Source organism: Cryobacterium frigoriphilum, from assembly GCF_004403305.1.
Lineage (GTDB): Bacteria > Actinomycetota > Actinomycetes > Actinomycetales > Microbacteriaceae > Cryobacterium > Cryobacterium frigoriphilum.
This window is the reverse complement of record NZ_SOHE01000048.1, coordinates 97842-112179: the sequence shown is the minus strand read 5'-3', so window position 1 is coordinate 112179 and position 14338 is coordinate 97842. Positions and strand designations below refer to the sequence as shown.

The 14338-nt window shown below is 67.6% G+C and carries 12 protein-coding genes; 6 read left to right on the top strand and 6 right to left on the bottom strand.

Translation table 11 applies throughout. The features are described from left to right. Position 1: 1 nt before the first annotated feature. The 5 genes from E3T55_RS11325 (at position 2) to E3T55_RS11305 (ending at position 5035) form a co-directional block, all read left to right on the top strand. The gene (locus E3T55_RS11325; protein WP_198418563.1) at positions 2 to 1270 is read left to right on the top strand and encodes a PucR family transcriptional regulator; all 1269 of its coding nucleotides are present in this window, start codon (positions 2 to 4) and stop codon (positions 1268 to 1270) included. A gap of 99 nt (positions 1271 to 1369) precedes the next feature. Continuing rightward, complete coding sequence (locus E3T55_RS11320) at positions 1370 to 2284, top strand: ACP S-malonyltransferase (protein ID WP_134519671.1); 915 nt, start codon at positions 1370 to 1372, stop codon at positions 2282 to 2284. A gap of 78 nt (positions 2285 to 2362) precedes the next feature. Then, the gene (locus E3T55_RS11315) at positions 2363 to 3367 is read left to right on the top strand and encodes a beta-ketoacyl-ACP synthase III (protein ID WP_134519670.1); all 1005 of its coding nucleotides are present in this window, start codon (positions 2363 to 2365) and stop codon (positions 3365 to 3367) included. Between the two features lie 60 nt (positions 3368 to 3427). Then, on the top strand, positions 3428 to 3676 hold the full coding sequence (locus tag E3T55_RS11310) for an acyl carrier protein (protein ID WP_119975278.1): 249 nt from the start codon (positions 3428 to 3430) through the stop codon (positions 3674 to 3676). Positions 3677 to 3799: 123 nt separating this feature from the next. Then, positions 3800 to 5035 (top strand): beta-ketoacyl-[acyl-carrier-protein] synthase family protein, encoded by a 1236-nt coding sequence (locus E3T55_RS11305; RefSeq protein ID WP_134519669.1) that lies wholly within the window; start codon positions 3800 to 3802, stop codon positions 5033 to 5035. Positions 5036 to 5175: 140 nt separating this feature from the next. Here the strand turns inward: E3T55_RS11305 and E3T55_RS11300 are convergent, their stop codons facing one another. Then, entirely contained in the window at positions 5176 to 5727 is a 552-nt protein-coding gene (locus tag E3T55_RS11300; RefSeq protein ID WP_134519668.1) for a DUF3145 domain-containing protein, read from the bottom strand. A gap of 188 nt (positions 5728 to 5915) precedes the next feature. Between E3T55_RS11300 and E3T55_RS11295 the strand changes: the two genes are divergently transcribed. After that, positions 5916 to 6497, top strand: a complete 582-nt coding sequence (locus E3T55_RS11295; protein ID WP_166791762.1) for a PadR family transcriptional regulator — start codon at positions 5916 to 5918, stop codon at positions 6495 to 6497. A gap of 33 nt (positions 6498 to 6530) precedes the next feature. On the opposite strand, the gene E3T55_RS11290 is transcribed toward E3T55_RS11295, so the two are convergent. From E3T55_RS11290 to E3T55_RS11270, 5 genes are all read right to left on the bottom strand, one after another. Next, positions 6531 to 8150: a bifunctional 3'-5' exonuclease/DNA polymerase gene (locus E3T55_RS11290; protein ID WP_420898000.1), complete on the bottom strand. Its 1620-nt coding sequence runs from the start codon at positions 8148 to 8150 to the stop codon at positions 6531 to 6533. A gap of 205 nt (positions 8151 to 8355) precedes the next feature. Then, a complete protein-coding gene (locus E3T55_RS11285; protein ID WP_338145127.1) occupies positions 8356 to 9990 on the bottom strand; it encodes an AMP-binding protein in 1635 nt (544 codons plus the stop codon). Between the two features lie 57 nt (positions 9991 to 10047). Continuing rightward, complete coding sequence (locus E3T55_RS11280; protein ID WP_134519666.1) at positions 10048 to 11268, bottom strand: acyl-CoA dehydrogenase family protein; 1221 nt, start codon at positions 11266 to 11268, stop codon at positions 10048 to 10050. Further along, complete coding sequence (locus E3T55_RS11275) at positions 11265 to 13484, bottom strand: 3-hydroxyacyl-CoA dehydrogenase NAD-binding domain-containing protein (protein WP_134519665.1); 2220 nt, start codon at positions 13482 to 13484, stop codon at positions 11265 to 11267. The genes E3T55_RS11280 and E3T55_RS11275 overlap by 4 nt, the downstream gene beginning before the upstream one ends. Positions 13485 to 13588: 104 nt before the next feature. Further along, entirely contained in the window at positions 13589 to 14320 is a 732-nt protein-coding gene (locus E3T55_RS11270; RefSeq protein WP_134519664.1) for a TetR/AcrR family transcriptional regulator, read from the bottom strand. Between the last annotated feature and the right edge of the window lie 18 nt (positions 14321 to 14338).

Here is a 14338-nt window from a genome sequence, read left to right as displayed (position 1 = left end):
CGTGGCATCGGCGCCCCGAACAAAAGAGCAAACCCTCAACTGGCTGCGTACGATCAGCGGCGAGCTGTGCACGACGACACTCAAGCGACTCGAGGACACGCTGCCCTGGTACGGCGATATGCCACCGGGGCGGCGGTCCGCGGTCGGTCTCGTGGCACAGGCCGGCATCACCTCCTTCATCTCCTGGTTCGACGACCCCAAGTCGACCCCGTGGATCGCGGCCGACGTCTTCGGCGCGGCACCGCGGGAATTGCTGCGCTCGGTGAGCCTGCAGCAGACCCTGCAGCTGATTCGGGTCACCGTGGAGGTCGTCGAGGAACGGGTCAAGGACGGCAGCGAATCCCTGCGCGAGGCGATCTTGCTCTACTCGCGGGAGATAGCGTTCGGGGCAGCGGATGTCTACGCCCGGGCCGCCGAGGCTCGCGGGCTCTGGGACGCGCGTCTCGAGGCGCTCGTGGTGGACTCGATCCTGAGCGGCGAGTACGACGACGATCTGCCCAGCCGCATCGCCGCCCTCGGCTGGCACGGGCACGGTGAGGTCTGCGTGCTCGTGGGCACCACGCCGAGCATGCTCGACGTGGATCAGCTGCGTCGCTCGGCCAGACACATGGCCGCCGATGTACTGATCGGCGTGCAGGGCAATCGACTCGTGCTGGTCATCGGGCGGGCTCGCCCGGCCTCCCCCGATCCGGTGACGGATGCCGCCGCACCCGCCACCGGTAGCCTGGGCGCCGTCGGCACCGGGTCGACCAACGGCCACGCAGCCGGAACTGAGCAAACCCTCAGCTTCATGGACATCGCCATGCAGCTCGAGCCCATCTTCGGTCCCGGGCACCTCGTGCTCGGCCACGAGGTACCGAACCTGGTCGACGCGTCGAAGAGCGCGAAGGCTGCGCTGGCCGGCTTCGCCGTGGCCCGATCGTGGCGGAATGCCCCGCGCCCGGTTCAGGCCGACGACCTGCTGCCCGAACGTGCCCTGGCCGGCGATCCCCTGGCGCGAGCCACGCTGATCCACCGCATCTACCGGCCGCTGCAGGCGCACTCGACCGAGCTGCTCACGACGCTCTGGTGCTATCTCGACAACGGCCGATCGCTCGAGGCCACCGCTCGGGAGCTGTTCGTGCACCCGAACACCGTCAGGTATCGCCTGAAGCGGGTCTCTGAGGTCATCGGTTACGACGCCACCGGTGCCCGCGAGGCGCTTATTCTGCAGGCCGCTCTCATTCTCGGTTCCATCAGCGAACATGACGGGTCGACGCGGCGGAGATAGGCACTCCCGGCACAAATTTGCGGATTCACACAAACCTTCTTCGAATACTTAGGTGTTCTCTAACACTCACCCCCGAATTCAGATTGGGAAACTAGATAAGTGATCGTCGTCGTATGCCCCGGACAGGGCTCCCAAACTCCAGGATTTCTCGAACCGTGGCTGCCGCACTTCGGCTCGGAGCTGAGCGAACTCAGCACCGCGGCCGGGTTCGATCTCGTTGAAGCCGGCACCGTGAGCGATGCCGACACGATTCGCGACACCGCCATCGCGCAGCCGCTGCTCGTGGCCGCGGGGCTGCTGACCCTGAACCTGCTGCTCGCGGACGGGCGACGCGAGAAGATCGGCGGCATCGCCGGTCATTCCGTTGGCGAGATCACCGCGGCCGCCGGTGCCGGCATCCTGCGCACCGACGAGGCTATTCACTTCGTGCGTGAACGCGGCCTGGCCATGCAGAGCGCGGCCGCGCTCGAACCGACCGGCATGAGCGCCGTGCTGGGCGGCGATGAGGCCGAACTGCTGGCACGCTTACAGGAGCTGGGACTGGAACCCGCCAACTTCAACGGTGGCGGACAGATCGTCGTCGCCGGGGCCATGGCCGCCCTCGCGGAGCTCGCCGCGAACCCGCCCACCCGGTCACGAGTCATTCCGCTCTCCGTGGCCGGTGCCTTCCACACCCGCTACATGCGCCCCGCGGTCGAGCGCCTCAGCACCGTCGCAGCGACCCTCACGGCCGCCGATCCAACGATGCCGATCTGGAGCAACCATGACGGCAGCCTGGTCGAGAACGGCAGCCGATTCGTCGACCTACTCGTCGGTCAGGTCTCTTCCTCGGTACGGTGGGACAGGTGCATGCAGTCATTCGGCGAGGCCGGAGTAACCGGAATCATTGAAGTCGCACCGGCCGGAGCTCTCGTCGGCCTCGCAAAACGTGCCCTCAAAGGCATTCCGAGCGTCGCCATCAAGACGCCGGACGACCTGCCCGCCGCCTTCGCCCTGATCGACGCACAGAACTAAGACGCACAGAACTAAGACACACAGAACCAACACCCGCACGAATTTGCAGCACAGCAGCACCCCGATTGAAAGAGACGTATGACCAAGCCAACACTTCAGCAGTCGCACGGTCCGCAGTACACCCGCATCCTGTCGGTCGGTGCCGCCCGCGGTGACCTCGTCGTTCCCAACTCTGAGCTGGTCGGGCCGATCGACTCCTCCGACGAGTGGATTCAGCAGCGCACCGGAATTATCACGCGCACCCGGGCCAGCCAGCAGATCGACGCGGTCGATCTGGCGACGGATGCCGCCCGCGAAGCGATCGAACGCAGCGGAATCGATGCCGCCCTGATCGACGCGGTCATCGTCGCGACCATCAGCAACTCACGCCAGACGCCATCTATCGCGGCCGTCGTCGCCGACCGGGTGGGCACCAACCCCGCCGCGGCCTACGACATCAACGCCGCGTGCGCTGGATACGCCTACGCCGTCGCACAGGCCGACGCCCTCATCCGCACCGGAGCCGCACACTACGCGCTCGTGATCGGTGCCGAGAAGCTCTCGGACCTCGTCGATCCGGCCGACCGCAGCATTTCCTTTTTGCTCGGCGACGGTGCCGGCGCGATCGTCATCGGCCCGAGCGAGTACCCGGGTATCTCCACGACGGTGTGGGGATCCGATGGTTCCAAGGCCGCGACGATCCAGATGGATCACACGCTGCAGGAGTACCGCCGCGGTGAAGCCGACTGGCCTACCCTGCGTCAGGAAGGACCGGCCGTCTTTCGCTGGGCCGTCTGGGACATGGCCAAGGTCGCCAAGAAGGCCCTCGAGGTCGCCGGCATCACCGGCGCCGACCTCGCCGCGTTCATCCCGCACCAGGCCAACATGCGCATCATCGACGAATTCGCCAAGCAGCTCAAACTGCCGGAATCCGTCGTGATCGCCCGCGACGTGGCCACGACAGGTAACACGTCGTCGGCTTCCATCCCGCTCGCCACCCACCGTCTTCTCGAGGAACACCCCGAGCTCAGCGGCGGCCTCGCACTGCAGATCGGCTTCGGCGCCGGTCTGGTTTTCGGCGCGCAGGTCGTTGTACTGCCCTGACCACCCCCACCCCGTAAACTAAATCTCGGTCAAACGAGAAATTCACAAGGAGAAAACACCATGGCATTGTCCACCGAAGAAGTTCTTGCCGGCCTCGCCGAGCTCATCAATGACGAGACGGGCATCGCGACCGACACGGTTGAGCTGGACAAGTCGTTCACCGACGACCTGGACATCGATTCCATCTCGATGATGACCATCGTCGTCAACGCAGAAGAGAAGTTCGATGTGAAGATCCCCGACGAAGAGGTCAAAAACCTCAAGTCCGTCGGCGACGCGGTCTCGTTCATCGTCAAGGCTCAGGTCTAACACCCTGCACGCAGCAGGCCGGTCGGCTTTCGGGCCGACCGGCCTGCTTTGTGGGCCTGTTCTCAGGTCTTACCTCCCGTTTCCACGTCTCACGGCGTTTTCACGCCCCACGGAGAGTTCGTTATGACCAAAAAGATCGTTATCACCGGGATCGGGGCGACGACGCCCCTCGGCGGCACCGCAACCGACACCTGGACCAACCTGCTCGCCGGCCAGTCCGGCACGAGCACCCTCAATCATCCCTGGGTGGCCGAGACCCAGATTCCGGTCACCTTCGCCGCACAGGCCCGCGTGTCGCCCGCCGACGTGCTCGAGCGCTTTGAAGTCAAACGCCTCGACCCCTCCAGCCAGTTCGCCCTCATCGCCGGCCGTGAGGCCTGGGCGGATGCCGGCTCCCCCGAGGTCGAACCCGAACGCGTCGCCGTCGACTGGGCCACCGGAATCGGTGGAGTCTGGACTCTGCTCGACGCCTGGGACACCCTGCGCGAGCGCGGCCCGCGCCGCGTGCTGCCGATGACCGTGCCCATGCTCATGCCCAACGGGCCGGGAGCGGCCCTCGGCATGGACCTGCACGCCCGTGCCGGCATCCGCACCGTCGTCTCGGCCTGCGCGTCGAGCACCGAGGCACTCGTCAATGCCTACGACCGCCTGCAGGCCGGGCTCGCCGACATCGTGATCGCCGGAGGTTCCGAGGCCGCGATTCACCCGCTGCCGATCGCCGCCTTCGCCGCGATGCACGCCCTGTCGACCCGCAACGACGACCCGGCGACGGCCAGCCGCCCCTACGACATTGGCCGGGATGGCTTCGTGCTCGGTGAGGGCGCGGCCGCCCTCGTCGTCGAGACCGAGGAGCACGCGAAGGCCCGCGGTGCCCACATCTACGCCGAGCTGCTCGGCGGCGTCGTGAACAGCGACGCCTATCACATCACCGCTCCGGACCCCGAGGGCGCCGCAGCCGCCCGTGCCATGATCGGCACGATCCAGAACGCGGGCTTCGATCTGAAAGACGTCGCCCACATCAACGCACACGCCACGAGCACGCCGGTCGGCGATATCGCGGAGTACAACGCGCTGCGCCGCGTCTTCGGCGACCTGCTCGACGGCATCCCGGTGTCGGCCACGAAGGCATCCACCGGGCACCTGCTCGGCGGTGCCGGTGCGATCGAAGCGGTCTTCACGGTCAAGGCGCTCGCTGAGCGCATGGCGCCGCCCACGATCAACCTCACTGCGCAGGACCCGGCCATTCCGCTCGACGTGGTGACCACGCCGCGCGCCCTGCCGGCCGGCGACCTGCTCGCGATCAGTAACTCCTTCGGGTTCGGCGGCCACAACGCCGTCATCGCGTTCCGTTCGGTCTAACGCTCGGTTCTAACCACCCGCAGCAGCACCCCGCGAGAGCGGGTGAATCGTCGCCTTGGCTCTGCCAAACCGACGTTTCACCCGCTCTCGCGGTCGTTGACGATGGCGTGAGCCGCCGACACCTCGCGTTGCGGACAGTTCTAGTCGCCGACGGCGTGGAGCCAGACCACGGAGTTGAAGTCGCAGGCGTGGCGGAACGGCTCGAGCTCATCGTCCCAGGCTTGGCCGAGGGCGAGACGCAGCTCGCGATGCAGTTCGAGGGCGTTGGCTCCGGCGACCTCCATGGCGTACCGCAGCCGATCTTCGGGAATGACCACGTTGCCGACGGTGTCGGTTTGGGCATAGAAGATACCGAGATCGGGCGTGTGCAGCCAGCGTCCGCCGTCACTCGCCGGCCCGGCGTCTTCGGTCACCTCGAATCGGAGGTGTTCCCAGCCACGCAGCGCGGAGGCGAGTGCGGCACCGGTTCCGCTGGGTCCCTGCCAGTAATATTCGGCGCGTTGAGAACCGCGAAGCACGGGCTGGTCGGCCCACTCGAAGTTCACGGCCTCGCCGAGGGCGCGACCGGCCGCCCACTCGACGTGGGGGCACAGCGCACGCGGTGAGGAGTGCACGTACAGCACTCCCCGTGCCACGGCACGGCGTTCGCTACCGGCACGGATCGGTCCGGCCAGAGATTGTGGTGCAGTCATCGTTTCTCCTTCCGTTTGATGTAGGCGCGTCTTCCCCAACGACCTGCAACGGAAATATCGACAACGATATCTGCGGTGGTGCTGTTCAGTTGTCTTTGCAGTATGGCCCATCCACCCGGCAATTGACAATACGCTTCGGTATGCTCGGTATACGTTTTGTGACCGTGGTACCTGGAGGATCCGTGTCCGTGCGCACCAGTCTGCTGGCCGTTCTGACCATCGGCCCCGCCTACGGCTTTCAGCTCCACGGTGAGCTCGCGGCCCGCACCGCTGGTCGGCGACGGGTGAATGTGGGACAGATCTACGGCACCCTCGAACGTCTCATCATGCAGGCAGCCATCGAATCCGCCGGAACGACGGATGACGGTCTGCCGCTCTACCGACTGACCCCGGCCGGCCACGCCGAAGCCCTTGAGTGGCTGCACGACACCGACAGTGCCGTGGGCGATGAGTGGGATGACCTCGTGGACCGGGTGTTGATCGCGTCGTCCCTGCCCCGCACCGAGAGCGACGTTGACGCCCAGGCGATCATTGCCGGTAACCGCGCCTGGTGGATCACCCGCCGCGACGCTGCCCCACGCGGACCCGTCGACACGGCACAGGACCGCCTTGCGGTGGCGGCGGCATCCGCTCTCGCCGAGGCCGCGCTGCGCTGGCTCGACGAGGCCGAGCTGCAGCTGCTGACGGCCGAACCCGGCAGTATCGAGCGTGGCCTGAGCGAGGAGCGTCCGCGGCGCGGCCGTCGGCCGGCCGCGGTGCTCGAGCCCTGATCTGAAGGCAGATCCGGGGCCCGATTCTGGCGCCTACTTCGCGTCGGCGTAGTTCTCGACCGTCGCGACGGTCAGCGGAAAGTCCACCGGAAAATCACCGAAGAGCAGCTTTCCGGCCGCGGTCGCTGCCCGGGCGACGAGTGCGGCGACCTGCTCGGCCAGCGCGAGCGGCGTGTGCACGATGACCTCGTCGTGCAGAAAGAAGACCAGGTGCGGTGCTGCGGCGAACAGCCCGGGACCGCGGCCCGCGACCGATGCGCTGCCCTCGAGTTTCCAGAGCTGGGTGCGGATCTCCGCCATCCAGCACAGCGCCCACTCGGCGGCGCTGCCCTGCACGACAAAGTTGCGCGTGAAGCGCCCCCAATCCCTGGCCTGGCTGCGAGCTCGGCGTTCGTCGACGTGTGACGCCGACGCGGCGTAGGCCTGGGCCTGCGCGGCGAGCCAGGCGTCGGGCGGCCGGGGCGATGACCGGCCGAGCCGGGTCGTGACCACGTCGCCCCGTTCCCCGGTGCGGGCGGCCGCCTCGGTGAGGCCGAGCGCCCGCGGGTACGCACGGGCGAGCCGCGGCAGCAGCCGGCCGCTCTCCCCCGTCGTGGCGCCGTACATGGCTCCCAACATCGCGACCTTGGCGTGGGCGCGGGTTTCGACTACCCCGCTTGCGACAATTCCCGCGTACAGGTCGGTTTCGTGGCCGGCCTGGGCCATGGCCAGGTCGCCCGACAGCGCCGCGAGAATGCGTGGTTCGAGCTGGGCGGCATCCGCTACCACGAAGGTCCAGCCGGGGTCGGCGATCACCGCGGCACGCACCTGTTTGGGCAGTTGCAGCGCCCCGCCGCCGCGCGCCGCCCACCGGCCGGTGACGACACCGCCCGGCAGGTATTCGGCGTGGAACCGCCCGTCGACGATCCAGGCGTCGAGCCACGACCATCCGTTGGCGCTCAGCAGCCGCGACAATTTTCGGTACTGCAGCAGCGGGGCGATGACCGGATGCTCGACCTCTTTGAGATGCCACTGCTGGGTCGAGGTGATCGGCAGCCCTGCGTTCTGCAGGGCCTTGAGCAGATCCTGCTGTGAATCGGGATTCAGCGTGCGGTCGTCGAGCAGCACGCGGATGGTCGCGGCGAGTTGCTCGAGCCGCTCGGGGCGCACGCCGGAGGGCACTCGGGCACCGAGCTCCCTGGTCAGCAGTTGCTCGTGCGCCGCGGTGTTCCACGGCAGGCCCGCGAAACGCATCTCGGCAGCGATCAGCGCGCCGGCCGACTCGGCCGCCAGCAGCAGCCGGATGCGACGGGGCTCGGCAGACGAGTTCACCGCGGCGAGCTGGCGCCGAAATTCCGGTTCACTGTCGGATTCGGGAGCCTGCTCGGCCTCCAGGTCGAACAGCGCCGTGCCCCGATGCCGAGCCGTGGGTTGCTGCTCGGGAGCGGCGTCCCAGAAGCCGCGGTCGGTGGACGCAAGAAGGCTCGCACCGGTCAGGGCGGAATTGCGCAGGATGGCGTGGCAGAGACGCAGGTCGTGGCAGCGCTGCACGCGCACGTCGGCGGCGAGCAGCTTCGGGTAGAAGCTCGCCGTGTCGTCCCACACCCAGCGCGCTGCATCCTGCCCGCGGTGGCTGAGTTCGTGGTCGCGCACGAAGGCGAGAAACGTCGCCAGAGTGAACCGGCGCCCGGGTTCGAGTGCAACACCGCCGTCGTCGAACGACCGGAGCAGCAGGGCAGGGGCGATCTCGCCGGTGATCCGTGCGGGCGCCGCGGACTCGTCGCTCGTCACCAGAAAGTACACACGTCCATTCTGCCTGCTGACACTCGGTCGTCACGCCGCCCGCAGCACATCGATGAGGACCCGTGAGTAAGCGGGCTCAGGCCGAGGGTGTCGGGACACCGTCGCTCTGCAACTCCCGCAGCACGACCTTCATGATCTTGCCGGTTGCGGTGCGCGGCAGCTCGTCGACGAAGGTGATGTAGTCGGGCACCTTGAAGCTCGCGATGAGGTACTTCGTGTGCGTGAGCAGGTCGACCTCGGTGATGATGTGGTCTGGCCGCAGCACAACGTAGGCCTTCGGTCGCTCCCCCCATTTCTCGTGCGGCACACCCACGACGGCCACGTCGAGCACGGTCGGGTGCGCCAGAATCGCGTTCTCGACCTCGATCGTCGAGATGTTCTCGCCACCGGAGATGATGATGTCCTTGGCGCGGTCCTTGATCTCGATGTAGCCATCCGGATGCATCACGCCGAGGTCGCCGGTGTGGAACCAGCCGCCGCGGAAGGCGTCCTTGGTCGCCGCCGGGTTCTTGAAGTAGCCGAGCATGACGTTATTGCCGCGCAGCACGATCTCACCGATCGTGCGGGCGTCTTTCGGCACGTCCTGCATGGCGCTGTCCACAATGCGGGCGGATTCGGCCTGCAGCATGCCGACCCCCTGGCGGGAGATCTTGCGGGCACGCTCGTCTTCGGGCAGGTCGTCCCAGTCGTGCTGGTATTCGCAGATCGTGTACGGCCCGTAGACCTCGGTGAGGCCGTAGACGTGCACGACGGTGATGCCCAGGTGTTCGAGCTGCTGGATCACGCTCGGCGACGGCGGTGCGCCGGCGGTCGTGATGCTCAAGCGGCGTTCCACGGGGTGGGCCTGGGGTGCGTTGGCGATGATGCTGCACACGGTCGGCGCGCCACAGAGGTTGGTGACGCCGAGGGCGTCGATGGCGCCCCAGACGGCATCCGCTCGTACGGCCCGCAGGCAGACGTGGGTGGCGCCGGCGGCGGTGACCGCCCACGGGGTGCACCAGCCGTTGCAGTGGAACATCGGCAGGGTCCACAGGTACACGGAATCGCTCGTGAACTTGTTGTGGAAGACCTCGCCGAAGGAGTTGAGGTAGGCGCCTCGGTGCGAGTACATCACGCCCTTGGGCTTGCCGGTGGTGCCCGAGGTGTAGTTGATCGCGATGACGCCGCGTTCATCGCGCACCTCCCAGCAGAGCGGCGACTCATCGGTGTCGATGGCCTCCGACACGAAGCTGTCGAGGCGCTGCTGTCCGAGGCTGAGGCCGCTCGCGGCGACGCCGAACTCGGCGTCGGCAATCTCGATCACGGCCTTGAGGCTCGGGGACGCCTCGAATGCGTTGCCGACGGTGGCCAGTATCTCGGCGTCCACGAACAGCAGCGTGGCTTCGGAGTGGGTGAGCACGTAGTCGATCTCCGGCTTGGCCAGACGGGAGTTGAGGGCGACGAGTACTCCCCCGGCCAGCGGCACCGCGTAGTGGGCGATGAGCATTTCGGGAATGTTCGGGGCCAAAAAGATGACCCGGTCGCCGGGCTCAATGCGGGCGCGGATGGCGTGCGCGAGCTTCTCGGCACTCTCGCGGAACTCGGTGTAGGTGTAGCGGCGGCCTCCGTAAATGATCGCATTCTTGTGGGGGAAGACTTCGGCAGAGCGCTGCAAAAAGCGCATCGGGGTGAGCGGTGAATCGTTGGGTGACGCGGCCATCTGTTCCAGCACGGGGACTCCTTTGTCCGAATAACGGTGAGGTGGTGAAGGGGTGTCGCAGATCAGGGTCTACTTGAAGGCGCTGACGCCCGTCAGGTCGCGGCCGATCAGCAACGACTGGATGCTCTCGGTGCCCTCGTAGGTGTGGATCGATTCGATGTCGGCCAGGTGCCGGATGACGTGGTTTTCCAGCAGGATACCGTTGCCGCCGAGCATGTCCCTGGCGAGCGAGGCGAGTTCACGGGCGGCGCGGGTGTTATGGAACTTGGCGAGGCTCGCCTGGATGGGGCGCAGCGTACCGGCGGCATCGAGCTCGGCCAGGCGCAGGCAGTGCAACTGCATGGAGGTGAGCTGGGACAGCATGAGCGTCAGACGCTCCTGCACGATCTGGAACGAGGCCAACGGCTTACCGAACTGGTGGCGCAGGGTTGAGTAGTTCAGTGCCGCCTCGAAAACGGCGGTGGCGTGGCCGAGGGCAGACCAGGCCACACCGAGCCGGGTCGCGAAAAGCACCGCGGCGGTGTCCTTGAACGTGTGGGTGCCGGGCAGCACGGCGTCGAGCGGAATGCGCACGTCGGTGAGGGTGATGCGGGCCTGGTGGATCGCGCGCAGCGAGGCCTTGCCGGTCATGGTGACGCCGTCATAGCCGGGGGTGTCCTGCTCGACGAGAAAGCCCCGCACGTCGCCGGCATCGTCGCGGGCCCAGACGACGGTCAGATCGCCGACGGACCCGTTGCCGATCCACATCTTCTCGCCGTTCAGCACCCACTCATCGCCGTCGCGGTGAGCCGTGGTCGTCAGGCCGACCGAGTCGGAGCCGTGATCGGGTTCGGTGAGGGCAAACGCGCCGAGCTTCTCGGCGCGGGCGAGCGGCACGAGCCATTGGGCCTTCTGCGCGTCGCTGCCGTACATCGCGATGCTGCGCAGGGCGAGTCCGCCCTGCACGGCGATGACGGTACCCATCGACCCGTCGCCGCGCGAGATTTCCATGTTGACGAGGCCGGCGGCGAGCGGGGACATCGGCGTGAGGCCCGGCCCTTCGACACCGTCGGTCAGCAGGTCGAGTTCGCCGAGGCGGCGGGCGAGGTGAACGGGGTACTCTGCCTTGTCCCAGGCCGCGTTCATTTCGTCGAGGGTATCGACCGCGAAGGTACGGGCGCGGTCCCAGAACGCCCGGTCAGCGGCGGGAACGGTGGCGAAGATGCCGTAGTAGTCGGTGTCGAGCGGAACCGAGACGTCATAGTCCGGCGCGGTGGCAGTGGGTCTCGTGGTCGTAGTCGTCGTGCTCATCGTGCAACCGCCTGTTCGGGGATTCGTGGTGCGCTTGCGACACCGGGTGAGTGAAAGGTGGAGCCGGTCTGGGCGCGGGAGGCCCCTGACCGGTCGAGAAGTGGGGTGAGTCCACCGGTGTGGTGGGGGTAGTTGGCACCGAGCATCATGCAGGCGTCGATATCGGCGGCCGTAGCGACGGTGCCCTCGGCCAGCATGCGGGCCGTTTCGTCGGCCAGTCCGCCGAGCAGCAGGTCGCGCACGGCGGCGCTCGTCAGAGCGGGGCCCGCCGCTGTAGTGGGTGCTGTCGTGGCTGGTGTCGTGGCTGGTGTCGTGGCTTCGGCAGCGGATGCCGCGGCGACTCCATCGACGATCGCCTGCGCCTCCGGCGTCAGGCCGCCCGTCGTCGTGAGGTATCCGGACAGCTTCTGCTCGACGATGCGGGCGAGGCTGGGGCTGACCGTGAACCGGTCGGGAAAGGCGGCGTGCATGGTCTCGAAGATGTGCAGCTGCACGGCCGGACCGATGTAGTCGAGCAGCGTCAGCGCGGTCATCGGAAGCCCGTCGCCGACCAGGGCGGTATCGACGACCCGGGCATCCGTACCGGTGTCGATCAGGGCGAGGGAATCGCTGAACAGCCGGGTCAGCAGCCGATTGACGACAAACCCGGGGGTGTCAGCCACGAGCACCGCCGTCTTGCCGAGGGAACCGGCGAGGTGGAATGCGGCGTCGATCACGTCGGGGCTGGTGTGGGCCGCGCGCACGATCTCGATCAGGGGCAGCACCGCGACCGGGTTGAAGAAGTGCAGGCCGATCAGGCGTTCCGGGCGAAGCAGCTCGGCGCCCTGTTCGGCGATCGAGAGCGACGAGGTGTTGGTGAGCAGGATCGTGTCGAGGGGCACGACGCTCTCTACCGAGGCCCAGACCTGCTGCTTGACCGTGAGGTCTTCGAAGACCGCCTCGATGACGAGTGTGCTGCCGGTCTGGTCGGTCGGGTCGGCGCTCGCCGTGATGTGGGCGGCGATCCGGTCTCGACGCTCCGGGGGCAGGGAACCACGGGCGGCGGCCCGGTCAAGTTGGGCACTCACCCGCTCGAGGGCGAGGTCGGCGCGTTCGGGAGTGACCTCGGTGAGGTGGGTGGGGGCATCCAGCTTGGTGGCGAACAGCACGGCCAGCTGCGTGGCCATGAGCCCGCCGCCGATGACCCCGACCCGGGTGGGGGCCGGGGAGGCGGCGGATTCGGCGGTGCCCTCGCGGTCTCCGCCGGCCGGGCGACTGCGTTTGCGGGCGGCCTGCAGGGTGAAGAACGCGTAGATGCTCGCCCGGCATTCATCGGTGTGCAGGAGGGCACCGAACAGGGCAACGGTGTCGGCTTCGATCGGGTCGCCGCCGACGGCCAGTCGTGCCAGTGTGCGGTTGCCGACGTCGCTGGGGCCGGCCGACCGGGTCTGCCACTCCGTCAGCAGGGTGATGATGGCCTCGACCGCGGGGAGAGTCGTGGGAATGCGCTTGGCGACGGTGGCGCGCACGGCATCGGCGCTCCAGCTGCCCGCGGCAATGGCGAGGGCGGGCGGCTCGCGCCCATCGAGCACGTCAACGGCCCAGGTCAGCGAGGCGGTGAGAAAGTCTGCGTCGGCGATGACGGCATCCGTCACGCCGAAGTTCTGAGATTCGACCGCCGTGAGGTGGCGGCCGGCAAGGGACCGCACGATCGCGATCTCTGCGGTCGCGGCTGCTCCGATGAGGGTGCTGAGCGATGCGAGACCGCCCCAGCCCGGCAGTAGTCCGAGGCTGGCTTCGGGCAGGCCGATCGCCCGGGTGCCCGCCGCGACCGTGCGGTAGTCGGCGCGCAGGGCGAGTTCGAGGGCTCCCCCGACGGCGGTGCCGTTGAGAAAGGCGAAGGTCGGCACCGCGAGGCCGGTGATGCCGGCGAAGGCCGCAAAGCCCTCACGGGCGATGTCCTCGCCGTCGGCCGGGGTGGCGGCCTGCTGAAAGCCGGCGAGGTCGGCACCCGCCCCGAAGGCGGACCCGCTTCCGATGAAGGCGACCGCCGAGACCGTGGAGGTATCAATCGACCGTACGACGGCCGCGAGCTCGGTGAGTGCACCGGGAGTCCAGGTCACGAGGGCGCCCGGGGCCGCTTCGAAGGTGATGACGGCGATGCGGTGGGCGCCGAGGGTGCGGATTCCGAGGCTGACCCGGGTGGGTGTGTGCCGAGAGTTGACAGCAGACTTCACGGTGCTCCTTTGCGCCAGGTGAGAGGGTGTGTGAGTCCTGTCTAACTGACACTGAGTGTCATGTCAAGTGACACCCAGTTTCTTCTCAGGCTGGAGCGAGACCGCTAGGGCGCCGCGGACCCCACACGTTCGGCGATCAGGCGGGCAAGGTCGGCGGGCGGAGTCGACGCAGGGAAAATCGCGACCACGATGGGCGCGGGCGCCGTCGACGCGGTGCCGGCGGCATCCGCTTCACCATCGGATGGGCGCAACAGGCGGCGCACCTCCGCGAGTGCGCTGATCAGCTCATCGGGACCGAAGGGCTCAGCGGCTCGGATGAGACGGCGCAGCTCAAAGTTGTGGGTGGCCGTGACGGCGGCGGCGAAGCGGATGGCGGCGAGGGCGCTGACACCGGGCTGGCGTCGCAGGTAGGCCGAGAAGGTCTTCTCATAGCGGGAGACCATGACGGTCTCGCGGTCTCGCAGAATCTCGCTCTCGCGCACGACCTGATCGCGCAGGCGCACAATATTCAGTCGGGCGTGGAACTGGTCGAAGACCATGATCGCCGCGGTGCAGACGGCGATCCAGGGATCAGGGTGGTCCTGACCGAAATAGGCGGAGATGTGATCGAGAAGTTCGTCGTGGTCGGCGAAGATGACGTCGTCCTTGGACCGAAACTGCCGAAAGAAGGTGCTGCGGGACAGGCCGGCGGCCTCGGCGATCTCGGTTGCACTCGTGGCCTCGTAGCCGCGCTCGTGAAAGAGCCGCACCGCGATGTCGCCGACGCTGATGCGGGACAGTCCCTGATGCCGCGCTGAAGTGTCGAGGGGCGGGTTGGTCGATCGCGCTTCAGGCATGGTCTGGTGAAGTTATCA